This is a genomic window from Streptomyces zhaozhouensis (assembly GCF_900230195.1).
GTDB lineage: Bacteria > Actinomycetota > Actinomycetes > Streptomycetales > Streptomycetaceae > Streptomyces > Streptomyces zhaozhouensis.
Genome location: NZ_OCNE01000027.1, coordinates 42,112 through 67,482 on the forward strand (window position 1 = coordinate 42,112; position 25,371 = coordinate 67,482).

21 protein-coding genes are annotated in these 25,371 nt (G+C 73.1%); 18 read left to right on the forward strand and 3 right to left on the reverse strand.

All coding sequences use genetic code 11. The annotated features are described in order from the left end of the window. Positions 1-159 precede the first annotated feature (159 nt). The 12 genes from CRP51_RS26210 (at position 160) to CRP51_RS26265 (ending at position 12,762) form a co-directional block, all read left to right on the forward strand. The gene (locus tag CRP51_RS26210; protein ID WP_245880814.1) at positions 160-1,881 is read left to right on the forward strand and encodes an ABC transporter substrate-binding protein; all 1,722 of its coding nucleotides are present in this window, start codon (positions 160-162) and stop codon (positions 1,879-1,881) included. A 4-nt stretch (positions 1,882-1,885) separates the two neighbouring features. Beyond that, positions 1,886-2,839 carry an ABC transporter permease gene (locus CRP51_RS26215; RefSeq protein WP_097233834.1) on the forward strand — a complete coding sequence of 318 codons (954 nt, stop codon included), beginning with the start codon at positions 1,886-1,888 and terminating at the stop codon, positions 2,837-2,839. Continuing rightward, positions 2,839-3,834 (forward strand): ABC transporter permease, encoded by a 996-nt coding sequence (locus CRP51_RS26220; protein ID WP_097233835.1) that lies wholly within the window; start codon positions 2,839-2,841, stop codon positions 3,832-3,834. Before CRP51_RS26215 ends, CRP51_RS26220 begins: the two co-directional genes overlap by 1 nt. Further along, positions 3,831-4,679, forward strand: coding sequence for an ABC transporter ATP-binding protein (locus tag CRP51_RS26225; RefSeq protein WP_097233836.1), 849 nt, complete (start codon positions 3,831-3,833; stop codon positions 4,677-4,679). Before CRP51_RS26220 ends, CRP51_RS26225 begins: the two co-directional genes overlap by 4 nt. Continuing rightward, entirely contained in the window at positions 4,676-5,587 is a 912-nt protein-coding gene (locus CRP51_RS26230) for an ATP-binding cassette domain-containing protein (RefSeq protein ID WP_097233837.1), read from the forward strand. The genes CRP51_RS26225 and CRP51_RS26230 overlap by 4 nt, the downstream gene beginning before the upstream one ends. After that, entirely contained in the window at positions 5,584-6,885 is a 1,302-nt protein-coding gene (locus CRP51_RS26235) for an alpha/beta fold hydrolase (protein ID WP_097233838.1), read from the forward strand. The genes CRP51_RS26230 and CRP51_RS26235 overlap by 4 nt, the downstream gene beginning before the upstream one ends. Before the next feature lie 73 nt (positions 6,886-6,958). Continuing rightward, positions 6,959-7,870: a dihydrodipicolinate synthase family protein gene (locus tag CRP51_RS26240; RefSeq protein WP_097233839.1), complete on the forward strand. Its 912-nt coding sequence runs from the start codon at positions 6,959-6,961 to the stop codon at positions 7,868-7,870. Then, complete coding sequence (locus tag CRP51_RS26245) at positions 7,867-8,868, forward strand: proline racemase family protein (RefSeq protein ID WP_097233840.1); 1,002 nt, start codon at positions 7,867-7,869, stop codon at positions 8,866-8,868. The genes CRP51_RS26240 and CRP51_RS26245 overlap by 4 nt, the downstream gene beginning before the upstream one ends. Before the next feature lie 85 nt (positions 8,869-8,953). Further along, positions 8,954-9,637 (forward strand): GntR family transcriptional regulator, encoded by a 684-nt coding sequence (locus tag CRP51_RS26250; RefSeq protein WP_097233855.1) that lies wholly within the window; start codon positions 8,954-8,956, stop codon positions 9,635-9,637. Next, positions 9,634-10,833 (forward strand): NAD(P)/FAD-dependent oxidoreductase, encoded by a 1,200-nt coding sequence (locus CRP51_RS26255; RefSeq protein ID WP_212616007.1) that lies wholly within the window; start codon positions 9,634-9,636, stop codon positions 10,831-10,833. The genes CRP51_RS26250 and CRP51_RS26255 overlap by 4 nt, the downstream gene beginning before the upstream one ends. 128 nt (positions 10,834-10,961) lie before the next feature. Then, positions 10,962-11,252, forward strand: a complete 291-nt coding sequence (locus tag CRP51_RS26260) for a (2Fe-2S)-binding protein (RefSeq protein ID WP_281259710.1) — start codon at positions 10,962-10,964, stop codon at positions 11,250-11,252. Next, on the forward strand, positions 11,236-12,762 hold the full coding sequence (locus CRP51_RS26265) for an FAD/NAD(P)-dependent oxidoreductase (RefSeq protein ID WP_097233841.1): 1,527 nt from the start codon (positions 11,236-11,238) through the stop codon (positions 12,760-12,762). The genes CRP51_RS26260 and CRP51_RS26265 overlap by 17 nt, the downstream gene beginning before the upstream one ends. A 24-nt stretch (positions 12,763-12,786) precedes the next feature. Here CRP51_RS26265 and CRP51_RS26270 read toward each other — a convergent pair whose 3' ends face one another. Then, positions 12,787-13,920: an aromatic acid exporter family protein gene (locus tag CRP51_RS26270; RefSeq protein WP_097233842.1), complete on the reverse strand. Its 1,134-nt coding sequence runs from the start codon at positions 13,918-13,920 to the stop codon at positions 12,787-12,789. A gap of 254 nt (positions 13,921-14,174) precedes the next feature. Between CRP51_RS26270 and CRP51_RS26275 the strand changes: the two genes are divergently transcribed. From CRP51_RS26275 to CRP51_RS26300, 6 genes are all read left to right on the forward strand, one after another. After that, positions 14,175-15,281, forward strand: coding sequence for an NAD-dependent epimerase/dehydratase family protein (locus CRP51_RS26275; protein ID WP_097233843.1), 1,107 nt, complete (start codon positions 14,175-14,177; stop codon positions 15,279-15,281). A 143-nt stretch (positions 15,282-15,424) separates the two neighbouring features. Further along, positions 15,425-16,333, forward strand: a complete 909-nt coding sequence (locus CRP51_RS26280) for an SDR family oxidoreductase (protein WP_097233844.1) — start codon at positions 15,425-15,427, stop codon at positions 16,331-16,333. A 50-nt stretch (positions 16,334-16,383) separates the two neighbouring features. Further along, positions 16,384-17,559, forward strand: coding sequence for a zinc-dependent alcohol dehydrogenase (locus CRP51_RS26285; protein ID WP_097233845.1), 1,176 nt, complete (start codon positions 16,384-16,386; stop codon positions 17,557-17,559). Positions 17,560-18,727: 1,168 nt separating this feature from the next. Continuing rightward, the gene (locus CRP51_RS26290) at positions 18,728-21,490 is read left to right on the forward strand and encodes a helix-turn-helix transcriptional regulator (protein ID WP_097233846.1); all 2,763 of its coding nucleotides are present in this window, start codon (positions 18,728-18,730) and stop codon (positions 21,488-21,490) included. 236 nt (positions 21,491-21,726) lie between these two features. Then, the gene (locus tag CRP51_RS26295) at positions 21,727-22,629 is read left to right on the forward strand and encodes a proline iminopeptidase-family hydrolase (protein WP_097233847.1); all 903 of its coding nucleotides are present in this window, start codon (positions 21,727-21,729) and stop codon (positions 22,627-22,629) included. Positions 22,630-22,731: 102 nt separating this feature from the next. Continuing rightward, positions 22,732-22,980, forward strand: coding sequence for a phosphopantetheine-binding protein (locus CRP51_RS26300; protein WP_097233848.1), 249 nt, complete (start codon positions 22,732-22,734; stop codon positions 22,978-22,980). 80 nt (positions 22,981-23,060) lie between these two features. On the opposite strand, the gene rfbA is transcribed toward CRP51_RS26300, so the two are convergent. After that, positions 23,061-23,957, reverse strand: a complete 897-nt coding sequence (gene rfbA, locus CRP51_RS26305) for a glucose-1-phosphate thymidylyltransferase RfbA (protein ID WP_097233849.1) — start codon at positions 23,955-23,957, stop codon at positions 23,061-23,063. Continuing rightward, positions 23,954-25,240 (reverse strand): activator-dependent family glycosyltransferase, encoded by a 1,287-nt coding sequence (locus CRP51_RS26310; protein WP_097233850.1) that lies wholly within the window; start codon positions 25,238-25,240, stop codon positions 23,954-23,956. Before CRP51_RS26310 ends, rfbA begins: the two co-directional genes overlap by 4 nt. Positions 25,241-25,371 lie beyond the last annotated feature (131 nt).

Consider the following 25,371-nt stretch of genomic DNA (forward strand, 5'->3'; position numbering starts at 1 on the left):
GCCGCAGTCGACCACCCACCTTGTCCGTTCCGTTTCGTTGTCGTCCTCTCCCCGTCCCGTACGCGGCGCGCAGTTCCCCGCGCCCCGTCAGGCCGTCGCCGGCTGACCACTCAGCCACCCCCACGACCGTTGTCGCCCCTCCATCCCCAAGGAGTCCCGTTGAGAAGGTCATCCCTCGTGAGGGCCGGCGCGCTCGCCGCCGTGGCCGCCCTCGCGCTCAGTGCCTGTTCCGGCGGCGGCCCCGACGGCGGGGGCGGCCCCGGCGGCGGGGAGGTGTCGTACGCCGACACCCCGGCCACCGGCGGCACCGTCACCCTGCTCCAGAACGCCGACTTCTCCTACCTCGACCCGGCCCGCGGCTTCGACGGCGGCGTCAACAACTTCTACCGGCTGGTCTACCGCACGCTGACCACCTCCGCGCCGGGCGACTCCGACGATCCGTCGGCCGTCGTGCCGGACCTGGCGACCGATCTGGGGACGCCGTCGGAGGACGGGCTGAGCTGGACGTTCACGCTGAAGGAAGGCATCACCTTCGAGGACGGGCAGCCGATCACCTCGGCCGACGTGAGGTTCGGCGTCTCCCGCTCCTGGGACCCGGAGCTGGGGATCGGCAGCCCCTGGGCGCGGCAGGTCATCGACGCGCCGGAGGACTACGAGGGGCCCTACCGCTCGGGTCCGCTGGAGACCATCGAGACGCCGGACGAGCGGACCGTGGTCTTTCATCTCAAGGAGCCGTTCCCCGAGTTCGGTTCGCTGGTCGCCCAGCCCAACTTCGTCCCGTTCCCCGAGGGTTCCGGCGCGGGTGACGAGTTCGTCGGCGACATCATCGCCTCCGGCCCCTACACGCTGGACTCCTACACCCCGGGCAGCTCCATCGAGCTGGTGCGCAACGAGGCGTGGGACCCGGAGACCGACGACGTGCGGCCGGCCTACCCGGACCGCTGGAACATCGTGATCGGCCTGGACCCGGCCACCATCGACGAGCGGCTGCTCGCCGGGCAGGGCGCGGACGTCAACGCGTTCGGGCTCACCATCCAGCCGGCCACGCTGCCGCGGGTGCAGACCCCGCAGTTGGAGCGGCGGCTGCTGGAGCTGCCCAGCGTCTGCCTGACCTACATGGGGATGAACACCACCAAGGAGCCGTTCGACGACGTGCGGGTGCGGCAGGCCGTCAACCTGGCGGTCGACAAGGCCGCGGTGCGGACCGCGAGCGGCGGCACCCAGCTGGCGGAGCTGGCCAGCACGATCCTGCCGCCGACCGTCGGCGGCCACCGCGACTACGACCTCTACCCGAGCGAGGGGGACGCCGGCGACGTCGAGGCGGCGCGTGCGCTGCTGGAGGAGGCCGGCGTCGGCGACGGCTTCACGATGACGCTGGACATCAGGTCCCAGCCGAAGATGCAGGCGCAGGCGGAGGCGATCCAGCAGGCGCTCCAGAAGATCGGTGTCACCGTCGAGTTGAACGTCATCGACGTCTCCAGCTACTACGAGACGATCGGCACCACCGCGCTCCAGCACGACGCGGCGATCACCGGCTGGTGCCCGGACTGGGCGTCCTCGGCGTCCACGTTCCTGCCGCCGCTCTTCGACGGCCGCACCATCACCGAGGTGGGCAACTCCAACCTGGCGCAGATCGACGACGAGGGGATCAACGCCCGGATCGACGAGATACGCGCCATGACCGACCTGGCGGCTGCCAACGAGCAGTGGGGTCAACTCGACGAGGAGATCATGGAGTTGGCGCCGGTGGTGCCGCTGGTCTTCGAGTCCTCGCTGGCGCTGCCCGGGGAGAACCTGACCGGCCTGCACTCCTCGCCCGGCGCGGCGAGCGGCGGCATCGACCTGGTGCTGGTCGGGCTGCGGGACCCCGAGCGGGGCTGAGACCGTGACGACCATCCCGACGGAGGCCCTGGCCAGGGAGGAGGGCGCGCCGTCCGCGACGGACGGCGCGCCGCCGCCCGGCCGGGTCTGGCGCGCGCTGCTGACCGACAGGGGCGCCGCGCTCAGCGCGGCCTACATCCTGCTGATCGTGCTGATGGCGCTCTTCGCGCCGCTGATCGTGAAGGTCAGCGGCTGGGGCCCCTACGAGTTCGACCAGACGGCCATCGACCCCGACCTCGCCGGCACGCCGATCGGCGGCTGGGGCGGGGCGGGCGGCGAGCACTGGTTCGGCGTCGAGCCGGGCAACGGGCGCGACATCTTCGCGCGGATCGTCTACGGCGCCCGCGCCTCGATGCTGATCGCGATCAGCGCGACGGTGCTGACGACGCTGCTCGGGGTGGTCTTCGGGCTGCTCGCCGGCTTCTTCGGCGGCCGGGTCGACTGGGTGATCTCGCGGGTCATGGACTTCCTGATGGCGTTCCCCGCGCTGATCTTCATGATCGCCATCCTGTCGGCGCTGCCGGCGGGCAACCGGGCCACGCTGCTGGTCGTGGTGATCTCCCTCTTCGGCTGGCCCTATCTGGCGCGGGTGGTGCGCGGGCAGACGATGACGCTGGCGCAACGGGAGTTCGTCGAGGCGGCCAGGGCGTCGGGCGCGAGCCGGACGGCGATCGTCTTCCGCGAGATCCTGCCCAACCTGCGCTCCACCATCATCGTGCTGACCACGCTGGCCGTGCCCGGCTACATCGGCACCGAGGCCGGGCTGTCGTTCCTCGGCGTGGGCGTGGTGCCGCCGACGCCGTCGTGGGGGCAGATGATCGCCTCCTCGGTCAACTGGTACTCGGTGGTGCCGACCTACTTCGCGATCCCGGGCGTCTTCCTCTTCCTGCTGGTGCTCTCGTTCACCGTGCTCGGCGACCGGCTGCGCGCGGTCCTGGACCGGGAGGGGGCGCGCTGATGGCCAGGTTCCTGGTGTCCCGGCTGGCCGGGGTGGTCCTCATCCTGCTGCTGGTCTGCCTCTTCACCTTCGGCGTGTTCTTCGTGCTGTCGCCCGATCCCGCGGTGCAGATCTGCGGCAAGAACTGCACCCCCGAGCTGATCGAACGCATCCGCGACAACCTGGGGTTGGACGAGCCGCTGCTGACGCAGTTCCTGACGTTCGTCAGCGGGCTGTTCGCCGGCCGCACCTACGGGGTCGGGGAGTCGGCGACGCACTGCGCGGCGCCGTGCCTGGGCTACTCGTTCCAGTCCAGCCAGCCGGTGTGGGAGATGATCACCGACCGGCTGCCGGTCTCCGTGACGGTCGCCGTCGGCGCCGCCGTGCTGTGGCTGCTGGTCGGCGTGGTCGGCGGTCTGGTCGGCGCGCTGAAGCGCGGCACCTGGTGGGACCGGAGCGCGATGGTCGTGGCGCTGGCCGGCATCTCGATCCCCAACTACGTCTTCGCGCTGCTGCTCCAGTACGTGCTGGTCGTGGAGCTGGAGTGGCTGCCGTTCCCGCAGGCGGTGCCGTTCTCCGAGGACCCGACGCGCTGGTTTCAGAACTACCTGATGCCGTGGATCGTGTTGGCCTTCGCCTACGCGTCGGTGTACGCGAGGCTCACCAGGGCCAACGTCATCGACACCCTGGAGGAGAACTACGTGCGCACCGCGCGTGCCAAGGGACTCCCCGGCCGGCTGGTGATCCGCCGCCACGCGCTGCGGCCGGCGCTGACGCCCGTCGTCACCATCTTCGGGATGGACTTCGCGGGTCTGCTCGGCGGGGCGCTGATCACCGAGACCGTCTTCGGGCTCAACGGCGTCGGCAAGATGACGGCCGACTCCATCGCCCGCAACGACCAGCCGGTGATCATGGGCGTGACGCTGCTGGCGGCGGCGTTCGTCGTGGTGGGCAACGTGGTCGTGGACCTCGTCTACACGGCCCTGGACCCGAGAGTGCGGGTGAGGTCGGCATGAGCGGGGCGACATCGGAACCACTGCTGCGCGTCGAGGAGTTGACCGTCACCTTCGACGGGCCGCGCGGGGACGTCGACGTGGTGCGGGAGCTGAGCTTCGCCCTCGAACCGGGCGGCTCGCTCGGCATCGTCGGCGAGTCCGGCTCCGGCAAGTCGATGACCAGCCTCGCCGTGCTGGGCCTGCTGCCGGCGGGCGCCCGCCGCACCGGCCGGATCTCGCTGTCCGGCCGCGAGCTGACCGCGCTCACCGAGCGGCAGCTGCGCCGGGTGCGCGGCGACCGGGTGGCGATGGTCTTCCAGGACCCGCTCTCCTCCCTCAACCCGTACTACACGGTGGGCGCCCAGATCGCCGAGGCGTACCGCGCCCACCGGCAGCGCGCCACCCGCCGCGAGGCGCGCCGGGTCGCGGTCGAGGCGATGGAACGGGTCCACATCGACGACGCCGCGCGCCGCGTCGACCACTACCCGCACCAGTTCTCGGGCGGGATGCGGCAGCGCGTGATGATCGCGATGGCGCTGTGCACCGAGCCCGACCTGCTGATCGCCGACGAGCCGACCACCGCGCTCGACGTCACCGTGCAGGCGCAGATCCTGCGGCTGCTGACCGAGGTGCGGGCGGAGACCGGCGCCGGCCTGGTGCTGATCACGCACGACCTGGCGGTGGTCAGCGAGATGACGGACGAGGTGCTGGTGATGCGGCAGGGCGAGTGCGTGGAACGCGCCACCGCCGAACGGCTCTTCTCCGACCCGCGACACCCCTACACCCGGGCGCTGCTGGACGCCGTGCCCCGGCTGGACGACGAGGTGGGCGAGCTGCGTTCCGTCGACGAGGGAGGCGCGCGATGACCGGTGGGACGACCGCGCGGGAGCCGGCCGGGGAGCCGCTGCTGCGGGCCAGCGGCCTGGTCAAGGAGTTCCGGGTGCCGGGGCGCGGCGGGCCGCTGCGCCGCCGCGACGTGCTGCGCGCCGTCGACGACGTCGACCTGGAGGTGCGGGCCGGCGAGACGCTGGCGCTGGTCGGCGAGTCCGGGTCGGGCAAGTCGACGACCGCGCGGCTCGCCGCCCGGCTGCTCGACCCGACGGCCGGCACCGTCACCTGGGAGGGCGCGGACGTCACCCGGCTGACCGGCTCGGCGCTGCACCACTTCCGTTCCGGCGTGCAGGTCGTCTTCCAGGACCCGTTCTCCTCGCTCAACCCGCGCCACACCGTCGAGCGGATCGTCACCGCCCCGCTGCTCTACCAGCGGCGGCCGATCCCCGGCGGCGCCCGCGCCTTCACCCGCGGCCTGATGGAACGCGTCGGTCTCAACCCCGACCACAGCACGCGCCACCCGGCGCAGTTCTCCGGCGGTCAGGCGCAACGCATCGGCATCGCACGGGCGTTGGCCGTCGGGCCGCGCGTCGTGGTCTGCGACGAGGCGGTCTCCGCGCTGGACGTCTCGGTGCAGGCGCGGGTCATCAACCTGCTGCGCCGCCTCCAGCGCGAGGAGGGGCTCGGCTATCTCTTCATCGCCCACGACCTGGCGGTGGTGCGGCAGATCGCCGACCGCGTCGCCGTGCTGCACCACGGCAGGGTGGTGGAGAGCGGGGACCGCGACACGCTCTTCGCCGCGCCGCGCCACGAGTACACCCGCACCCTGCTGGCGGCCGTGCCCCGCATCCGCCCGGAGTGGGAGGCGGCCCGCAGGGCGCGGGCCGCGGAACGCGCCACCGGCGCCGGGCGGGAGACCGAACCGACGGAGGACACACGATGACCGAGCAGCACCGCGCCGCCGACGGCTACGCCCTGGGCGGGCTCTGGCTGCGTGAGCACACCGTGACCGTTCCGCTGGTGTGGGGGGCGCCCGACGGGCGGGAGCTGACCGTCTTCGCCCGCGAGGTGTGCGCGCCGGAACGCCGGGCCGAGGACCTGCCGCTGCTCCTCTTCCTCCAGGGCGGCCCCGGCGGCGCCTCGCCCCGCCCGCTGGACCGCTCCGGGTGGCTGGCCGAGGCCGTCGACCACTACCGGGTCGTCCTCCTCGACCAGCGCGGCACCGGCCGCAGCACCCCCGTCGACGGCACGGTGATGGCCGCGCTCGGCTCCGGGGAGCGCGGCGCCGAGTATCTGGGGCACTTCCGGGCCGACGCCATCGTCGCCGATGCCGAACACCTGCGCCGCACCGTCTACGGCGGCCGGCGCTGGGCCACCCTCGGCCAGAGCTACGGCGGCTTCCTCACCCTCGCCTATCTCTCCCGCGCGCCCGAGGCGCTGACCGCCTGCTATGTCACCGGCGGCCTGCCGGGGCTGCCGCCGGACGCCGCCGAGGTCTACCGGCGCACCTACCCGAGGGTGGCGGCCAAGACCCGTGCGTTCTACCGGAGTTACCCACAGGATGTGGAACGGGCCGCCGCCGTCGCAGACCGGCTCGCCGAGGGGGACGTGCGGCTGCCGGACGGCGACCAGCTCACCGTGCACCGCTTCCAGTCGCTCGGCCTCGACCTGGGGATGAAGCCAGGCGCCGAGCGGCTCCACTGGCTGCTTGAGGAGGCGTTCGCCGCGCCGGGACGGCTCTCCGACTCGTTCCTCCAGCAGGTCCAGGTCCGCACCTCCGGCGTCGCCAACCCGCTCTTCTGGACGCTCCAGGAGACCATCTACGCCGACGACGCCTCGGGCCCCACCGGCTGGGCCGCGCAGCGCGAACGCGAGCGCCGCCCCGCGTTCGCCCCCGACGCCCGCCCGCTGCTGTTCACCGGCGAGATGGCCTACCCCTGGATGGTGCGGGAGGTCCGCGCGCTGCGCCCGTTCGGACCCGCCGTCGAGGCGCTGGCGGCGCGCGCCGAATTCGGGCCGCTGTACGACGTCGAGCGGCTGGCCGCCAACGAGGTGCCGGTGGCCGCCGCGGTCTACTACGACGACATGTACGTCGACTCCGGCCTCCAGCTTGCCACCGCCGAGGCGCTCGGCAACGCCCAGGCGTGGGTCACCAACGAGTTCGAGCACGACGGCCTCGGCAGCGGCCGGGTGTTTACCAGGCTGCGCGAACTGGTCAGGGACCGGGGCGGCGAACGGTGAACCACCCCCACGAAGCCTTCCTCCTCCGCCCGCGGGGATCGGACCCCGCACCCACCAACCCGATCGGAGAACGATGAGTACCACCGCTTCGCGGCCGGCATGGCACGGTGTGCACGTCGCCACCGCCCTGCCGTTCACCGACGACCGCGAGGTCGACCTCGACGCCTTCGCCGCCCATGTCGGCTTCCTCGCCGAGAACGGCTGCGACGGCGTCTGCCCCAACGGCTCCCTCGGCGAGTACCAGACCCTCACCGAGACGGAACGCGCCGCCGTGGTGGAGACCGCCGTCGCCGCCGCGCCCGACGGGTTCGGCGTGATGCCGGGCGTCGCCGCCTACGGCGCGCGGGAGGCCGCCCGCTGGACCGAGCAGGCCGCGCGGGCCGGCGCCACCTCCGTGCTGCTGCTGCCGCCCAACACCTACCGCGCCGACGAGTCCGCCGTCGTCGAGCACTACCGCGAGGCGGCGGCCGTCGGCCTGCCCGTCGTCGCCTACAACAACCCGATCGACACCAAGGTCGATCTCACCCCCGAGCTGCTCGCCCGGCTCGCCGACGAGCAACTGATCGTCGGGGTCAAGGAGTTCACCGGCGACGTGCGCCGCGCCTACCAGATCGCGGAGCTGGCGCCGGAGTTGGACCTGCTGGTCGGCGCCGACGACGTGCTGTTGGAGCTGGGCCTGGCCGGCGCCGTCGGCTGGATCGCCGGCTACCCCAACGCCCTGCCGAAGGCCACCGTCGAGCTGTACCGGCTGGCGACCTCGGGCGACCCGGCCGACATCGCCCGCGCCCTGCCCCTGTACCGGGAGCTGCACCCGCTGCTGCGCTGGGACTCCAAGACGGAGTTCGTGCAGTCCATCAAGCTGTCGATGGATGTCGCGGGCCTCCGCGGCGGCCCGTGCCGCCCGCCGCGTTCCCCGCTGCCGCCCGAGGTCGCCGCCCGCGTCGTGGCCGACACGGAGGCCGTGCTGGCGCTGGGGCACCGGTGAGGAGCAGCCGCGTCGTGCACGCCGTCGACTCCCACACCGAGGGGATGCCGACGCGCGTGGTGACCGGTGGCGTCGGGGTCTTCCCCGGCGCCACCATGGCGGAGCGGCGCGCCTGGTTCGTCGAACACGGGGACGAGCTACGGCAGTTCCTGGTCAACGAGCCGCGCGGGCACAGCGCGATGAGCGGCGCCGTCCTCCAGCCGCCGACCCGGCCCGACGCCGACATGGGGGTGCTGTTCATCGAGGTCAGCGGCGTGCTGCCGATGTGCGGGCACGGCACCATCGGCGTCGCGACCGTGCTCGTGGAGACGGGCCTGGTGCCCGTCACCGAGCCGGTCACCACCGTGCGGCTCGACACCCCGGCCGGCCTGGTGGTCGCCGAGGTCGAGGTCGCCGACGGCGCCGCCCTCTCCGTGACGCTGCGGAACGTGCCGTCGTTCGCCGTCGCCCTGGACCGCGTCGTGGCGGTTCCCGGGCTCGGCGACGTCCCCTACGACCTGGCGTTCGGCGGCAACTTCTACGCCGTCGTCCGGCTGGAGGACCTGGCCATCCCCTTCGAACGGGCCGCCGGCGGGCGGATGTTGGAGGCCGCGCTGGCGGTCATGGGCGCGATCAACGACGAGGCGCCGCCCACCCACCCCGAACGCCCCGACATCGTCGGCTGCCACCACGTCTATCTGGAGGCGCCCGGCTCCACCGCGCGCCACTCCCGGCACGCCATGGCCATCCACCCCGGCTGGTTCGACCGCTCCCCGTGCGGCACCGGCACCAGCGCGCGGATGGCGCAACTGCACGCCAGGGGACTGCTGCCGCTGGACACCGACTTCGTCAACGAGTCGTTCATCGGCACCCGGTTCACCGGCCGGCTGGTGGAGTCCACGGAGGTCGCGGGGCGTCCCGCCGTGGTGCCGACGATCAACGGCCGGGCCTGGATCACCGGGACGGCCCAGTACCTGCTCGATCCGCGCGATCCGTTCCCCCGCGGCTTCGTGCTGTAGGCATGGCGGCAGCATGGTCCCGCACAACGGCGTGCGGGACGGGGCCCAGGGGAGGCAGGGGAACGTGAACGGTTCGGAGGGGAAGATGGAGACAGCGCCGATCGCGGGGCTGGGGCCGCTGAGCAAGCGTGAGCGGCTGCGCGAGATGGTGGCGGACGCGCTGCGCGCCGCCGTCATCTCGGGCGAGATGCGGCCGGGCGCGGTGTACTCGGCGCCGACGCTCAGCACGATGTTCGGCGTCTCGGCGACGCCGGTGCGCGAGGCGATGCTGGACCTGGTCCGCGAGGGCATGGTCGAGGCGCTGCCCAACAAGGGCTACCGGGTCCGCGTCGTGCCCGAGGGCGAGCTGGACCAGGTCACCCACGTGCGGCTGCTGCTGGAGCCGCCGACCGTCCACGACGTGGTGCCGCTGGTGCCCGAGGCGGACTTCCCCCGGCTGCGGGAGCTGGCCGACGCCATCGTGACGGCGGTCGCCGAGGGCGACCTGGTCGCCTACATCCACGCCGACCGGGTCTTCCACCTGAAGCTGCTCTCCTACGCCGGCAACGCGCAACTCTCCACCATCGTCGCCGAGTTGCGGCTGCGCACCCGGCTGCTCGGGCTGACCCCGCTGCTGGAGTCCGGGCAGTTGGAGTCCTCGGCGCTGGAGCACCACGAGCTGCTGGACCGCGTGGAGGCCAGAGACGCGGAAGGAGCGAGGGAGTTGATGGAACGTCACATCGGCCATGTGCGCGGGAAGTGGGCGCGCGGCGCGCCCGGTGGCTCGTGAACGGCCGCGCTCGCGAGGGCGGTGCGGCGGGCGGTGGCGCGGCGGCGGACGACCTGTCCTTCGACGTGGCGGTCGTCGGCGCCGGCGCGGTCGGCGCCGCCACCGCCTTCTTCGCCGCCCGCGCGGGGCTGCGCGTCGCGGTGCTGGACCGGGGCGCTCCCGGCGGGGGCACCTCCAGCGCCGGCGAGGGCAACGTGCTGGTCTCCGACAAGGACATCGGCCCCGAGCTGGACCTGGCCCGCCACTCCCAGCGGGTGTGGCGGGAGGAGCTGGCCGAGCACGGCCACCACTGGGAGTTCGAGTCCAAGGGCGGCGTGGTGGTGGCCGCCACCCTCGCCTCGCGGGACGCGCTGCGCGCGCTGACCGCCAGACAACGGGCCGCCGGCGTCGTGGCGCTGGACGTCGGACCCGACGAACTCGGCGCGTTGGAACCGGGGTTGCGGCCCGGCCTGGCCGGCGGCGCGCACTACCCCGAGGACGCCCAGGTGCAGCCCGTGCTGCTCGTCGCCCATCTGCTGCGGCTCGCCCGCGCCGCCGGCGCCACCGTGCTGCCGCACGAGCCGGTCACCGGGCTGCTGCGCTCCGGCGAACGGGTCACCGGCGTGCGCACCCCGCGCCGCTCGGTCGTCGCGCCCGCCGTGGTCAACGCGGCAGGCACCTGGGCCGGCGAGGTCGCCGCGCTCGCCGGCGTCCGGCTGCCGGTGCTGCCACGCCGGGGCTTCGTGCTGGTCACCGAGCCGCTGCCGCCGACCATCCGGCACAAGGTGTACGCCGCCGAGTACGTGGGCGACGTGGGCAGCTCGGACGCCGCGCTCCAGTCCTCGCCCGTCATCGAGGGCACCCCTGCCGGCACGGTGCTCATCGGCTCCACCCGGGAGCGCGTCGGCTTCGACCGGCGCCCGTCGCGGGCCGCGCTCGGCGCGCTCGCGCGGGGGGCGCTCGGCCTCTTCCCCGCGCTGCACGCCGTCCGCGCGATCCGCGCCTACCACGGCTTCCGGCCCTACTGCCCCGACCACCTGCCGGTCATCGGCCCCGACCCCCGCGCCCCCGGCCTCTGGCACGCGTGCGGTCACGAGGGCGCCGGCATCGGACTCTCCGCCGGCACCGGGCAGTTGCTCGCGCAGGCCCTGACCGGCGGCCCCACCGCGCTCGACCTGGCACCGTTCGCCCCCGACCGGAAGGGACTCGCCGCGTGAACGACGACCGCCGAACGGGCGACCACAGCCGAACGGACGACGCGAGCCGAACGGGCGACCACAGCCGCGCGCACGGCGACCGCGGCGCGCACGGCGACCGTCGTGCGGAGGAGGAGGGCGCGCGTTCCCTGACCCTGCACTTCGAGGGCCGGGCACTGCCCGCCCGCCCCGGCCAGACCGTCGGCGGCGCGCTGGTCGCCGCCGGCGTCACCGCCTGGCGCACCACCCGTGGCCGGGGCCGGCCGCGCGGCCTGTTCTGCGGGATCGGGCTCTGCTTCGACTGCCTGCTGACGGTCGACGGCCGCCCCGACCGGCGCGCCTGTCTCGAACCCGCCGTCGACGGGATGCGGCTGACCGTCACCAACCCGGGGGAGCACCCGCGTGCGGACGAGGAGGCACCCGATGCCGACGCCCGTTGAGTCCGGCACGTCCGAGCTCCGCGACCCCCGCGACCCCCGCGACCCGTTCGACGTCGCCGTCGTCGGCGCGGGCCCGGCGGGGCTCGCCGCCGCGGTGACGGCGGCGGCCGGCGGCCGTTCCGTGCTGCTGCTGGACGCGGGGGAGCGGCCCGGCGGCCAGTTCTGGCGCCATCCGCCGCCCGCGCCCGGGAGCGCCGAGGGCGAGGACACCGTCCGGGTGCACCACGACGGGGCCCGCTTCGCCGCGCTGCGCCGCGCCCTGGCCCACCACGTGGCGCGCGGGCGGCTCACCCACCGCCCCGGGCACCAGGTCTGGCTGGTGACCCGCGACGAGGACGGCTTCCTGATCGAGTCCACCCCCGTCCACCCCGGCACCGCACCCGTCACCCGACGTGCCAGGGCCCGCGCCCTGATCCTGTGCCCCGGCGCGGCCGACCGCCAACTCCCCGTCCCCGGCTGGACGTTGCCCGGGGTGATGGCGGCCGGCGGGGCGCAGGCCCTGTGGCAGGGGCAGCGCGCGCTGGCCGGCCGCCGGGTGCTGGTCGCCGGCACGGGGCCGTTCCTGCTCTCCGTCGCCGGCGGGCTGGCCGAGGCCGGCGCCCGGGTGGTCGGCGTGTGGGAGGCCGGCTCCCCCCGCGCCTGGGCGAGCCGCCTCCCGGCGGTCGCCCGCGTGCCCGCGAAGGCCGTCGAGGGCCTCGGCCACGTCGCCACGCTGGCCCGTCACCGCGTGCCCTATCTGACCCGCACCGTCGTCCGCGAGGTGCTCGGCGAGGACCGGGTGCGCGCGGCGCGGCCCGCCAGGCTCGACGCGGCCGGGCGACCCGGCCCGGCGGGGGACGAGGTGCCTGTCGACCTGGTGGCGCTCGGCTGGGGGTTCACCCCCTCGCTCGAACTCCCCCTCCAGCTCGGCGCCGCCACCCGGCTGGATGCCGACGGCTCGCTGGTCGTCACCGTCGACGACGAGCAGCGCGCCGACATCCCCGGGCTGTGGGTCGCCGGCGAGGCCACCGGCGTGGGCGGCGCGGCGCTCGGCGTCGCCGAGGGCACGCTCGCCGGGCTCTCCGCCGCCGGCCGGCCCACCGAGGGCCGCGCCGCCCGCCGGCTGCGGGCGCGGATCGCCGCGCACCGGGCGTTCGCCCGCGCGATGCACCTGGCCCACCCGGTGCCCGCCGGCTGGAGCGACTGGCTGCGCGACGACACGGTGGTCTGCCGCTGCGAGGAGGTGGACGCGGCGACGGTCCGCGCCGCCCACGACACGCTCGGCGCCGACGACGCCCGCACCGTCAAGATGCTCACCCGCTGCGGCATGGGCTGGTGCCAGGGCCGCGTGTGCGGCCTGGCGACCGCCCTGCTCGCCTCGCACCACGCCGGCCGCGCCCCCACCGAGGCCGACCTCGCGGCGACGGCGGCCCGTCCCCTGGCCTTCCCGGTCACCCTCGGGGAACTCGCCGAACTGGGCGACGAAGAAGGGGGGTTCGGCGGCGACGCCGTCGGCGCGGGGGAGGGGTGAGGGGGCGAACGCCGCGCGGCCCGGTCAGGAGGCGTCCAACGCGCGGACCATCCGCCGCGCGTCCGACAGCAGCGGCCCGACCACCTCCATCGCGCCCACGTCCGGCAGCTCCGACGGCGCCACCCTGGCCGTCAGCCGCTCCAGCGAGGCGGAGGCGCGGGCCACCGCGTCGGTCAGCTCCCGCCGCTCCTCCCCGCCCGCGCTCGTCACATACCGGCCGTAGGCGTCGACGGCCGCGCCGGTGTCGCGCAGACAGCGGGCGTAGGTGGGCATCAGCCCGTCGGGGAGGGCCGGCTCCTCCGCGGTCCGCGCCGCGCCCTCCTCCACGACGCGCGCCAGTCCCTCCGCGTTGTCCACCAACTGCCGCACGGTGTGCACCACATCCTCCGTCGTGTAGTCCGAGGGCAGCACGCTCTCCGTCGTCCGGCGGCGCACGTTCAGCCGCAGGCTCTCCCGGTCCCACTCCCACGCCGCGCGCGTCGCCCTCGCCCACCGCGGCAGCTGCCGGGCGCGCTCGGCCACCCGTGGGGCGTCGTCCCAGGCGCCCGCGTCGAACACCCCGGCCAGCTCCTCCAGCACGCCCGCCACCTCGTCCGTGGCGTCCCGCACCGCCGCCCCCGCGTCCCGCAGGTAACGCGGCGGGCGCACCAGGGCGTTCACCCCGATACCCAGCGCCGCTCCCACGGCGGCCGCGCCCACCCGTTCCGCGCTGACCAGCGGCGTCACCGGGCCGCCTGTGAGCGCGAAGATCGTCGACGTGGCCACCGTGACGCCCTGCGCGCCGAACCTGTCCAGATTCCCCATCAACAGCGCGACCGGCAGCACCACGACCAGCGTGAGCAGCTGGTCGTCCAGCAGCAGCGCCGTCCCGGTCGCCAGCGCCGTGCCCAGCACGATCGCCACCGTCTGCCGCAGCCCGTCCGCCAGCGAGCGGTAGACGGTCGACTGCACCAGCACCACCGCGACCCACGGCGCCATCAGGCTGAGGCTGTCGGTGAACAGCCAGGAGGCCACCAGCCAGGCCAGCAGCGCCGCCAGCGCGCTCTTCGCCGACTGCGCCGCCAGGTCGCGCTCCCGCCCCGGGCCGCGCGCCGCGCGCCGCACGGCCTCCCAGGACCGCTGGGCGGACCACAGGAGTCGCGACGCCCCACCACGCATCCTTCGCCTCTCCTCTCTCCGGCTCTCTCCGCCGTTGCCCGGCGCCCGCCGGGCAAGCACACCGGGTTGCCCGGCCGGACGCGTCTCAACCACCGCGCCGCCACGGCCGCGCGGTCCCGCCCGCCGGCCGTTCCGGCACCCCGGCCGTTCCGGCACCCCGGGCGGGTTTCGTTCCCCGGCCGGGCGGCCACCCGGGGCGGACGGCCGGCACCCACGGCCGCGCCCCGCCCACCGCGCCCGAGGAGGCCCGGACGATGAACACCTCCCGCACGCCGGACCCGTCCGGCGGCCTGCGCGTCGCCGTGACCGGGGCCAGCGGCAACCTGGGCACCCGGGTGCTCGACGCGCTCGCCGCCGAGCCCGCCGTCGACGCACTCCTCGGCATCTCCCGGCGCGCCCCCGGGGCACCGCCGCCCGGCGTCAGATGGGTCGAGACCGACCTGGGCGACGAGCGGAGCGGGGAGCGGCTGGCCGAGGCGTTCACCGGCGTCGACGCGGTGATCCACCTGGCCTGGCTGCTCCAGCCGAGCCGGGACCCCCTCGCCACCTGGGCCACCAACGTCCTCGGTACCCAGCGGGTGCTGGAGGCCGTGGCCGCCGCCGACGTGCCGGTTCTCGCCTGCGCCTCCTCGATCGCCGCCTACGGGCCCCGGCACCGGGGCGCTCCGGACGAGCCGGTCGACGAGTCCTGGCCCACCCACGGCCGGCCGACCGCCGCCTACAGCCGGGAGAAGGCGTACGTGGAACGGCTGCTCGACTCCTTCGAGGCGCGCCACCCCGACGTCCGGGTGGTCAGGATGCGCCCCAGCTTCGTCTTCCAGCGCGCCGCCGCGGCGGCGCAGCGGCGGCTCTTCGCCGGCCCGTTCCTGCCGAACCGGCTGCTGCGCCCCGGCCTCGTCCCGGCCGTGCCCGACATCCCCGGCCTGCGGTTCCAGGCGGTCCACGCGGAGGACGTGGCCGACGCGTTCCGCCGCGCCCTGCTGCGGCCCGGGGCCGGCGGCGCGTACAACCTGGCGGGCGACGGCACGCTGACCGCCCGCGAGCTGGGGCTGCTGCTGGGCGCCAGGCCGGTGCCGGTGCCGGCGGGACTGGCGCGCGGCGCGCTGGGCGCGGCCTGGCGGCTGCGGCTCGTTCCCGTCGACCCCGAACTCCTCGACACGCTGCTGTGGCTGCCCCGGCTCAGCACCGCGCGCGCCCGCGAGGAGCTGGGATGGCGCCCCGCTCACGACGGCGCGGAGGCGGTGGCCGAGCTGCTGGCGGGGCTGCGCGAGGGGGCGGGCGGGGCCACGCCGCCGCTGCGCCGCCGGTTGCCCGGCGGGCGGGCGCGTGAGCTGGCCACCGGGGTCGGCGGGCGGCCGTGACCCGGCGGCCGGGCCGCTCGGCGGCGGGCCGGCCGCATGTTCCGGCCCCGCACCGGGCACCCGGGGGGCTCCGCCGGACGCGTTCCGGCGCGGGGCCGGCCCACGGGGCGGCCGGAAGGAAGGACGACGGAGGAGGAACGGACATGAACCAGCGGCGACCGGACGACACCCCCGACGGCGGCGCGGCCCACCCGGCCGAGCGGCAGCCGAGCCCGGAGTTCCCCGACCAGTCCCAGCGGGTGCCGGGGCACACCGGCGAGATGGCGCCGCGCCCCGACCACGGCGAGGACTCCTACCGGGGCTGCGGGCGGCTCAGCGAACGGCGCGCGCTGATCACCGGCGGCGACTCGGGGATCGGCCGGGCCGTGGCCCTCGCCTTCGCGCGGGAGGGCGCCGACGTGCTCTTCACCCATCTCCCCGAGGAGGCCGACGACGCCCGGGAGACCACCCGGCTGGTCACCGAGGCCGGCCGGCGCGCCGTGCCCGTGGAGTGCGACATCCGCGAGGAGGAGGAGTGCCGGCGGGTGGTGGACCGCGCGGTGGCGGAGTTCGGCGGCGTCGACGTGCTGGTCAACAACGCGGCTTACCAGATGGCCAGGTCCGGAAGTCTGGACGAGATCGAGACCGACCAGTTCGACCGGGTGGTCAAAACCAATCTCTACGGCATGTTCTGGCTGACCAAGATGTGTCTGCCGCACCTGACCGAGGGCGGCAGCGTCATCAACACCACCTCGGTGCAGGCCTACCAGCCGTCGCCGCATCTGCTGGACTACGCGATGACCAAGGGCGCCATCGTCACCTTCACCAAGGGGCTGGCCACCCATCTCGCCGAGCGCGGCATCCGGGTCAACGCGGTGGCGCCCGGCCCGGTCTGGACGCCGCTGATCCCGTCGACAATGCCGGACACCACGGAGTTCGGCGCCAAGTCGGCGTTCGGACGGCCGGCGCAGCCCGCCGAGTTGGCACCCGCCTATGTCTATCTGGCCTCCCAGGACGCCGCGTTCATCACGGCCGAGGTGGTCAACGCCACGGGCGGCGCGCCGCTGCCCTGAACGGAGCGGCGCCCGGCCCCTGTCCCCCGCATCCACGGAGGTGTTCCGAGATGAAGGCCAACGTCTGGCACGGCAAGCGCGACGTCCGGGTGGAGGAGGTGCCCGACCCGGTCATCCAGCAGCCGACCGACGCCGTCGTGCGCGTCACGTCCACCGGACTGTGCGGCTCCGACCTCCATCTGTACGAGGTGCTCGCGCCGTTCATGACGCCCGGCGACGTGCTGGGGCACGAGCCGATGGGCATCGTGGAGGAGACGGGTTCTGCCGTCACCGGCCTCGCGCCCGGCGACCGGGTGGTGGTGCCCTTCCAGATCGCCTGCGGCGAGTGCTTCATGTGCCGGCGGGGGCTCCAGACGCAGTGCGAGACCACGCAGGTGCGTCAACAGGGCAGCGGCGCCGCGCTGTTCGGCTACACCAAGCTCTACGGCTCGGTGCCGGGCGCCCAGGCCGAGTACCTGCGGGTGCCGCAGGCGCAGTACGGCCCGGTCAAGGTGGGGCACGAGGGGCCGGACGACCGTTACCTCTATCTCTCCGACGTGCTGCCGACGGCGTGGCAGGCCGTCGAGTACGCGGGCATCCCGCCGGGCGGCAGCGTGGCGGTGCTCGGGCTCGGACCCATCGGGAAGATGGCCTGCCGGGTGGCCCTGCACCGGGGCGCCGGGCAGGTGATCGGCATCGACCTGGTCCCCGAGCGCCTGGAGCGGGCCGCCGCCAGGGGCGTGCAGGTGCTGGACCTCAACCACCTCGACGACGTGGTGGGCGCCGTCCGCGACGCGACGGCCGGGCGCGGTCCCGACTCGGTGATCGAGGCCGTGGGGATGGAGGCGCACGGCGGGGTGGTGGCCTCGCTGCTCCAGAGCATGGTCGGCTTTCTCCCGGGGAACCTCGCGGAACGGGCCGCCGCCAAGGCGGGAATCGACCGGCTGGCGGCGCTCTATCCGGCGATCGACATGGTGCGGCGCGGCGGCACCATCTCGCTCAGCGGCGTCTACGGGGGCATGGCCGACCCGATGCCGATGCTGAAACTCTTCGACCGGCAGATCGAACTCCGCATGGGGCAGGCCAACGTGCGGCGCTGGGTACCGGAGATCCTGCCGCTGCTCGGTGACGACGATCCGCTGGGCGTGGACGACTTCGCCGCCGAACACCGTCCGCTGAGCGAGGCGCCCGACGCGTACGAGCGCTTTCAGCGGAAGGAGACGGGAAAGGTCGTGCTGATCCCGTAAGGCTCTCGCGGACCTTTCGTCAGACCGGACGACCTTTCCCGCAGGAGTTCGGAGAAGAAAGAAGCACGCCCACGGGGTGCGGTAAACGGGGCCCGCACCGCAGGAAGAGGGCGCCAAAGTGGAGTCAGGATGAACCCGGGCACCACTCCTGTGTGGATGGTCTTACAGTGCCCGCGCAGCCTGAGCACGTTCTCCCGGAATGCTGGCCTCCGGGGGAGTGCTGTGCGGGAGAGGTGGTGTGAGCTACGTCTCAGTGTGCGTGTTCCGGGAAGTGGTACCGCCGCGTCCCGGTCCGCTCGCCGGCCCTCCGCCGGTACCCGCAGTCATGTCAACGCACGGTAACGAAGGTGTCCGGTGAGTTTCTTCCGGTGTGCGCTGGCGGAGTTGGCCCCGGCGGTGGTCGGGGCGTCATTCGGGGCCCGGATTCGCGGTTGTCCCGCTTCGCGCGGCTCTAATGGGGCGCCTCCGTCCCGCTGTTCGTGACTGCGGGTGCGCGCAATGGCCGGGGCGGTGCTCCGGTGGAGAGTTCGTGAGTGTGCCGCTCGCTGCCCGAAGGGGCTGGTAGGGGGTTTCGTCGCTGCCCGTGATGGCCGGCCCACCCTGAAATCGCTGCCGGGCCCTGCGGCGGCCCGACGCGACCCTTCCGCCGCCTCCCGCCCGGCACACCTGTCGAAGTCGCTGCTCAACAGCGGTGTCCCGCTGACCGAGAGGGTCAGCTCCCGTCGCCGCCGGAGCGGAACCAGTGGGGCATATCGGGCATTGTCTGTCTCCTCACCTTCATTTCACCCCGGCCGACACGCAGTGCGACGTACCTGTGTATCCCCCCGTGTAGTAACGCATCGTTGTGGTAAGGGTGCAACGCAAAGGTGCTTTAAAGGGGTGGTCAAGGGGCGGTCGCGTGTCTATAGTGGACACGTGTACACGGAGCTCGGACCAAACACGTGTGCACGAAGCTAGGACCGACATGTGGAGCACGCGAGGTGTGCGGCTTTCACTACGTCCATGCGGGGGTTCCTGTTCTTGATCGCCGAGGACGCCCTCGGGAATGCGAAGCGCCATCCCGGGAGAGTGAAGAATTCTTGGGTTTGACCCTGCCGACCGGTTGGTAATCTGTGTGACCGCAGATATGAGTTCCCCGGTTCTGGCCACGAATTAACAGGGGGAAGACATGATTCTGAGCGAACGTGCACGTGCGCTATCTGAACTTCAGGAACTCCTTCAGGGCGCCAGGAAAGGCCAGGGGAGCGTCGCTGTCGTCGCAGGCCCTGTCGCTGTTGGGAAAACGGAACTGACGCACTCCCTTGTCGAATCCCTCAAGGGGGACTCACAGCTTGTCGTGCTACGCGCGCACGCCACCCGAATGGGTAAGCGGCGACCCATGGACATGTTAACGCAACTGGCTAAAGAATTCGAGGGTGTTGAACAGAGGCCGGCCACTTCCTGGCCGCTGGCTCCCTGGCCTGACCTTGAGAACGACGGAAAGCAGATAGCCGAGGACATCGCCCGCTTCTCACGGCAGGTGCCCGTGCTCGTCGTCGTCGACGACCTGCACCACAGCAACGCCGAGTCGCTCGCCGGCATCCTGCACTTGGTCCGGCTCGCCCGCACCGCCCCCGTCATGGTGCTGCTGGTGGTGCCGGACCGTTCCCATCTGATCATCCCCCTGTTCTGCGCCGAGTTGATGCGCGAACCGCACTACTTCCAACTCCGCCTCGGCCCGCTCAGCAGGGACGGCGTACTGGAGGTCGTCGCCCGCGAACTCGGCGCCGAGGCCGCCGAACGGATGGCCGACGACTGCTACCGCATCAGCGGGGGCAACCCGCTGGTCCTGCGCACCCTGATCGAGGAATGGCGCTCCAACTCCTCCTCCCAGGGGGAGCCGGTCCCGCCCGAGGCGATGCGGCTGGAGGCCGGCCGGGTCTCCGCGCTGGCCGTCTTCGCCTCGCTCCACCGCAGCGGCCCCGAGACCATGGCCGTGGCCCGGGGAGTCGCCCTCCTGGGCACGGAGGTCACCGTCGACCTGCTGGCCCAGCTGCTGAAGACCGACCCGGAGTCGGTGGCCGACCAGCTGCGCTCCCTCCAGGACGCGGGGATACTCCAGGACGTCCGTTTCCGCCATCCGCGCGCCGCCGAAACCCTGCTGGGCGACCCCGACTTCGACGAGCTGGAGGCCCGGCACTACCAGGTCGCCACCATCCTGGAGTCCGAGGGGTACAGCAGCTCCCTGGTCGCGCGGCACCTCGTCGCCTCGGGCACCACCTCGGCGCCGTGGACCAACTCCGTGCTCCGGGAGTCGGCCATGGAGGCCGTCGGCCAGGGCGACTGGTCGTTCGCCGTCAAGTGCCTGGCCCTCGCCATGCGAGGTCCGCTCGACGACGCCGAGAAGGGCCGGGTCATCACCAAACTGATCTGGGCCCAGTGGCAGCTGAACCCGGCGCGCGTCATCAGGTACCTGGACCAGTGCTACGCGCTCCAACGGGTCGGCAAGGTCCCGGACGAGGACATCGTCACCCTCCTCACGATCTTCCTGTGGCACGGCCGGATCGAGCAGGCCGCCGCCATGCTGGTCGACGTCGCCATGCGCGCCGACACATCCGAACGACGGGCCGAGCTACGCGCGTTCCTCGGCTGGGCACTGATCAGCTACCCGGTGCTGCGCGCCCGGCTGGAGGAGGCCGACACGTCGCTGCTCGACCGCCTCGCAGAGGTCGACGACCCGGCCCTGCTCCGTCACCTCAGGGCGCTCCGTGGCGCGTTCAGCGAACACGGGCCCAGCGACGTCGCCGCGCTCAGCGAGAGCATCGGCACCGACCAGGTCTCCCGGGGGGACGCGATCGCCACCGTGCTCCAGGCACTGGTGTGCGTCGACGAACTCGATCGCGCCGAGCGTTGCGCTACGCGCGTTGTGACGGAGGCCGGCGGGCCGGGCACCGACTCCCTGCGCGGCGTCCCCCAGGCGATCCGCGCCGAGACGATGCGGCGCAGGGGAGACCTGATCACCGCCGAACGGTACGCGACCACGGCCCTCAAGCACCTGGCGCCCCGCGCCTGGGGCGTGACCCTGGGCCTGCCGCTGAGCGTGCTGGTCGCCGCGCACACCGCGCGCGGTGAGCTGGACCAGGCGGAGGAGTACCTGTCCTGGATCGTGCCGCAGAACATGTTCGAGACCCTGCACGGCGTCGCCTACCTGCACGCGCGGGCCCGCTACCGGCTGGCCGGCGGGCAGTACCAGGCGGCGCACCGTGACTTCCTGCGGTGCGGCGAGCTGTTGACGGCCTGGGAGATGGACATACCGTCCCTCGCGCCCTGGCGGCTCGGCATAGCCGAGGTCGCCCTGGCGCAGGGCGACCGCGCCGAGGCCCGGCGGCTGGTGGAGAAGCAGCTGCGGCAGCCCCGCGCGCAGCACCCCCGGATCAGGGGCGCCGCGCTGCGGGTCTACGCGCAGGTGGGGGACCGGCACCGCAGACTGGCCGTGCTCACGGAGGCGGCCGAGCTGCTCGCCGACGGCAGCGACCTGCACCAGCGGTTCCTCGTCCTGGTCGACCTGAGCCTCGCCCACCAGGACGTGGGCGACTCCCAGAGTGCCCGCTCCGTCGGCGAGTTGGCGTGGCGCAGCGCTGTCCGCTGCGGTGCCGAGCGCGTCGCCCGCAGGCTGCTGCCCGAGTCCAGCACGGTCGGCGCCCCCGAGCCCGCCGCCCTGCCGGCCTGGTCCGGCTGGGAGGCGGCGCAGCTCAGCGAGGCCGAACAGCGGGTCGCCCAGCTCGCGGCGGCCGGGGACACCAACCGGGAGATCTCGCGGAAGCTGTTCATCACGATCAGCACCGTCGAGCAGCACCTCACCAGGGTCTACCGCAAGCTCCAGCTCGCCGGGCGTGCGGACCTGCAACGCGTGCACGCGGGCAACGGCGGAGTCCGCGCGGCGACGGGCTGACGCGGCCCCGCCGCCCACCCCGCGTTTGTAGGGGTGGGTAGGGGGTGCGTCGCCAGCCCGCGTCAGGAAGGTTGCGAGTTCGTCCCAGCGGTTCGCGCACCACCGCTGGGGCGGCCGTCCGAGACGTGCCGGAGTGCGTGGACCCCCGGGAGGGGGCGGCGGGCCGGCCCGCCACCCCCTCCCGGGGGCCGTCGACACGGCCCGAACAGACCGGAAGAGACCGAGGTGACCAGCCGATGACACCCCCTCCGAGCAAGCGCGGGACGGTGGAGTTCCGCGAGTGGCGTACGTGGTACCGCGTCACCGGAGACCTCGGCTCCGGCCGCACCCCGCTCGTCGTCCTCCACGGCGGCCCGGGCAGCACCCACGACTACCTGCTTCCCCTGGCCGATCTCGCGGCTGACGGCTGGCCCGTCGTCCACTACGACCAGCTGGGGAACGGCGGTTCGACCCACCTCCCCGACCGCGGCGCCGACTTCTGGACCGTGGAGCTGTTCCTCGACGAGCTGGACAACCTGCTGACCCGTCTCGGAATCGCGGACAACTACGCCCTGCTGGGCCACTCCTGGGGCGGGCTGCTCGCCGCCCAGCACGCGTCGGGCCGCCCCGCCGGGCTGCGCGGCCTGGTCATCGCCTGCTCCCCGGCGTCCTACCCACTGTGGCTCCAGGAGGCGAAGAGGCTCCGCGAGCAGCTGCCGCCCGGCGTCAACGAGACGCTGCTGCGCCACGAGGCCGCCGGCACCACCGACAGCGACGAGTACATGACCGCCATGCGGCACTACTACGACCGCCACGTGTGCCGGGTGACCCCGTGGCCGCGTGAGTTCATGGCGACCTTCTACGAGATCTACAACGACCCGACCGTGTACTACACGATGAACGGGCCCAACGAGTTCCACGTCATCGGGACGCTGAAGGACTGGGGCGTCGTGGACAGCTGCGCCGGCATCGAGGCGCCCACCCTGCTGCTGGCCGGCGAGCACGACGAGGCGACGCCAGCGACCATGCGGCCGTTCCACGACAACATCCCTGACGTGCGATGGGAGATCGTGGAGAACGCCAGCCACCTGCCGCACCTGGAGGAGCCCGAGGCGTTCCGGGCGGCGCTCGGCGGATTCCTCAAGGAGGTCCTCGGATAGCGCCCGTGGCATTAGGGGGCGCTAAGGGTGTCCCGCCGGCCCTTCCCGGGCTGCCATGGGGGCGCAGGCTTTCCCGCTGAACACCGGAGACAGGGAGTGCACATGTGGGACCAGCAGTTCGAGGCGACCTTGCGGAAGCACCTGCCGTACCTCGGTGACGACGAGGAGCTGTCGGGCGGCGCGGAGCTGCGTGACCTCGGCCTCGACTCGATGGGCACGGTGGAACTGCTCAGCGACCTGGAGAAGACATACGGGCTGAGGTTCGTCGACGACGCGCTGAACCTGGAGACCTTCGCCACGCCCGACACGCTGTGGTCGGCGCTGAGCGGCCTGCGCGCCGCCAACGCCTGAGCGCGCCGGCCGCGACGGCTCGTGCGGAACGGCCGCTGACCCTGACGGTCAGCGGCCGTTCCGCGTGCCAGCCGAACCCCTCAACGCGCCGACACGGGGACGTCCGCCAACTCCTTCGCGATAGCGCGGACATAGGCCCCGTAGGCGGACGAGGGCTGCCGCGCGCCGAGCCGGTAGCACGTCTCCGGGTCGATGTACCCCATCCGCAGGGCGACCTCCTCAAGGCACGCGATGCGCACGCCCTGCCGCTCCTCCAGCACCTGCACGTACTGCCCGGCGGCCAGCAGCGACGTGGGGGTTCCCGCGTCGAGCCAGGCGAATCCGCGACCCAGGTCCACCAGCCGGGCCTTGCCCCGGCGGATGTACTCCAGGTTGACGTCCGTGATCTCCAGTTCGCCGCGCGCCGACGGCTTGAGGTTCTTGGCGATGTCGACCACGTCGTTGTCGTAGAAGTAGAGACCGACGATGGCCCGGTTGGACCGGGGGTTGGCCGGCTTCTCCTCCAGTGACACCAGCCTGCCGTGCTCGTCCGTCTCGCCCACGCCGTACCGCTGGGGGTCCTCAACCGGGTAGCCGAACACGACGCAGCCGTCGATGTCGTCCCGGGCGTGGGCGTGGAGGATCTCGTAGAAGTTGTGGCCGTGGAAGACGTTGTCCCCCAGCACCAGGGCCACCGGGTCGTCCCCGATCTGGTCGGCGGCCAGAATGAACGCCTCGGCCAGGCCACCGGGTTGGTTCTGCTGCACGTAGTCGATGTTCAGACCCAGGTGGGAACCGTTGCTGAGAAGCCGCCGCAGCTGCGGGAGGTCCGTCGGCGTCGAGATCACCGTGATGTCGCGGATACCCGCCAGCATCAGCACCGACAACGGATAGTAGATCAGTGGCTTGTCGTTGACCGGCAGCAGCTGTTTGGAGACCGACAGCGTCAGCGGGTGCAGCCGCGTGCCGTGGCCGCCCGCGAGAACGATGCCCTTCACGCCCGGGAACCGCCCTTGGCCGCCAGTGCCTCCAGCTGCGGGACGACGGCCGCCGGGCTGGGCCGGGACCGCAGTTCCTCACGCAGCCGGGCCGCCTGCTCCCGGAAGCCGGGCTCCTCCAGCAGCCGGCGCAGCCCGGCCTTCAGCGACTCGGCGGTGAACTCCGGGGGCTCGATGCACAGGCCGGCGCCCTGCTCCTCCAGCGCCTCGGCCACGGACTTCTCGTCCCACAGCCAGCCGGGAACGATGATCTGCGGAGTGCCGTGCAGCAGCGCGTTGGTGGTGGTGCCCCCGCCGCCGTGGTGGATGATCGCCGAACAGCTCGGCAGCACCTCGTTCAGCGGCACGAAGTCGACCAGCCGGACGTTTTCCGGCAGGCTTTCCATCCCCGGCAGGGAACCGGCGTCCGCGCCGACCGTCGCGATCAGCTCCACGTCCAGCTCGGCGGCGGCCCTGAGCATGTCAGGAAGGGGCAGCCCCTGGTTCTTCGCCCCCGGAAGGCACAGCCCCTGGGTGAGGAGCACCCGGGGCCGCTTGGGCTCCTCGTGTATCCAACCCGGGACGACCGAGGGCCCGTTGTGGGCCACCGGACGCATCGGGACACGGGTGGCGGGCTCACCGGGGACGCGCAGGAAGTCCGGGAAGTGGTCGACGGTCAGCTGCCCGACGATCAGCTCCTCGCTGAACGTCTCGTCCGGGTTCAGACCGAGCCTTTCGAGCCGCCCGCGCATCCAGTCGCCGAAACCGTCCAACCGGTCCTCGGGCGCCTGCTGTGCGCTCAGCTTGAGGAACAGGGCCCGCATCCTGGCCCAGTGGTCGACGCCGAAGACCATCCGGGCCTGGGCGGCGCCGACGGCCTGCGCCACGACAGGACCGCTGTACGTCATGGCGTCCCAGATCACGAGGTCGGGCTGCCAGGTCCGCGCGAGCCGCGCCAGGTCCTCCAGGGTGCGCTGGTCGGCCGCGTTCTCCGCGATCTGCGCATACGTCGTGAGAGTGTCGCGCACGTACTCCCAGGTCAGCTTCTCCGGGTCGGTCTCGGCGATGTTGTAGCCGAACCCGTAACCGGGTTGGTCACCGCCCTCCATCTCACGGTTCCGCTGCATCAGGTTCAGTTCCTCACCGACCGGCGCGGCGGTGAGGCCGGAGTTCGTGATCGACTTCGTGAGGTCGGGCTGGCTCGCCACCCGCACCTCGTGCCCCGCGGTGCGTAGCGCCCAGGCGAGGGGCACGGTGTTCAGGAAGTGCGAATCGAGGGCGAGCACGGTGATGAGGACGCGCATGGCTCTGTCTCCAGTCCGACGAAGTGCCGCGATGCGGGCGGACCGGCCTTGTTGCCGGCCTACTCATCCATCTCCGGTCTGGGGGAGCGCATCAACGGCGTTCGCTCAATGCGGGCTCACGCTAGAAGTGG

What these genes read in the sequence shown, in the direction of transcription:
- CRP51_RS26265 (WP_097233841.1), top strand. Translation starts at nt 11,236, where the DNA reads ATGCCGACGCCCGTTGAGTCCGGCACGTCCGAGCTCCGCGACCCCCGC.
- CRP51_RS26275 (WP_097233843.1), top strand. Translation starts at nt 14,175, where the DNA reads ATGAACACCTCCCGCACGCCGGACCCGTCCGGCGGCCTGCGCGTCGCC.
- CRP51_RS26285 (WP_097233845.1), top strand. Translation starts at nt 16,384, where the DNA reads ATGAAGGCCAACGTCTGGCACGGCAAGCGCGACGTCCGGGTGGAGGAG.
- CRP51_RS26280 (WP_097233844.1), top strand. Translation starts at nt 15,425, where the DNA reads ATGAACCAGCGGCGACCGGACGACACCCCCGACGGCGGCGCGGCCCAC.
- CRP51_RS26235 (WP_097233838.1), top strand. Translation starts at nt 5,584, where the DNA reads ATGACCGAGCAGCACCGCGCCGCCGACGGCTACGCCCTGGGCGGGCTC.
- CRP51_RS26220 (WP_097233835.1), top strand. Translation starts at nt 2,839, where the DNA reads ATGGCCAGGTTCCTGGTGTCCCGGCTGGCCGGGGTGGTCCTCATCCTG.
- CRP51_RS26310 (WP_097233850.1), bottom strand. Translation starts at nt 25,240, where the DNA reads ATGCGCGTCCTCATCACCGTGCTCGCCCTCGATTCGCACTTCCTGAAC.
- CRP51_RS26300 (WP_097233848.1), top strand. Translation starts at nt 22,732, where the DNA reads ATGTGGGACCAGCAGTTCGAGGCGACCTTGCGGAAGCACCTGCCGTAC.
- CRP51_RS26250 (WP_097233855.1), top strand. Translation starts at nt 8,954, where the DNA reads ATGGAGACAGCGCCGATCGCGGGGCTGGGGCCGCTGAGCAAGCGTGAG.
- CRP51_RS26240 (WP_097233839.1), top strand. Translation starts at nt 6,959, where the DNA reads ATGAGTACCACCGCTTCGCGGCCGGCATGGCACGGTGTGCACGTCGCC.
- CRP51_RS26225 (WP_097233836.1), top strand. Translation starts at nt 3,831, where the DNA reads ATGAGCGGGGCGACATCGGAACCACTGCTGCGCGTCGAGGAGTTGACC.
- CRP51_RS26270 (WP_097233842.1), bottom strand. Translation starts at nt 13,920, where the DNA reads ATGCGTGGTGGGGCGTCGCGACTCCTGTGGTCCGCCCAGCGGTCCTGG.
- CRP51_RS26290 (WP_097233846.1), top strand. Translation starts at nt 18,728, where the DNA reads ATGATTCTGAGCGAACGTGCACGTGCGCTATCTGAACTTCAGGAACTC.
- CRP51_RS26295 (WP_097233847.1), top strand. Translation starts at nt 21,727, where the DNA reads ATGACACCCCCTCCGAGCAAGCGCGGGACGGTGGAGTTCCGCGAGTGG.
- CRP51_RS26230 (WP_097233837.1), top strand. Translation starts at nt 4,676, where the DNA reads ATGACCGGTGGGACGACCGCGCGGGAGCCGGCCGGGGAGCCGCTGCTG.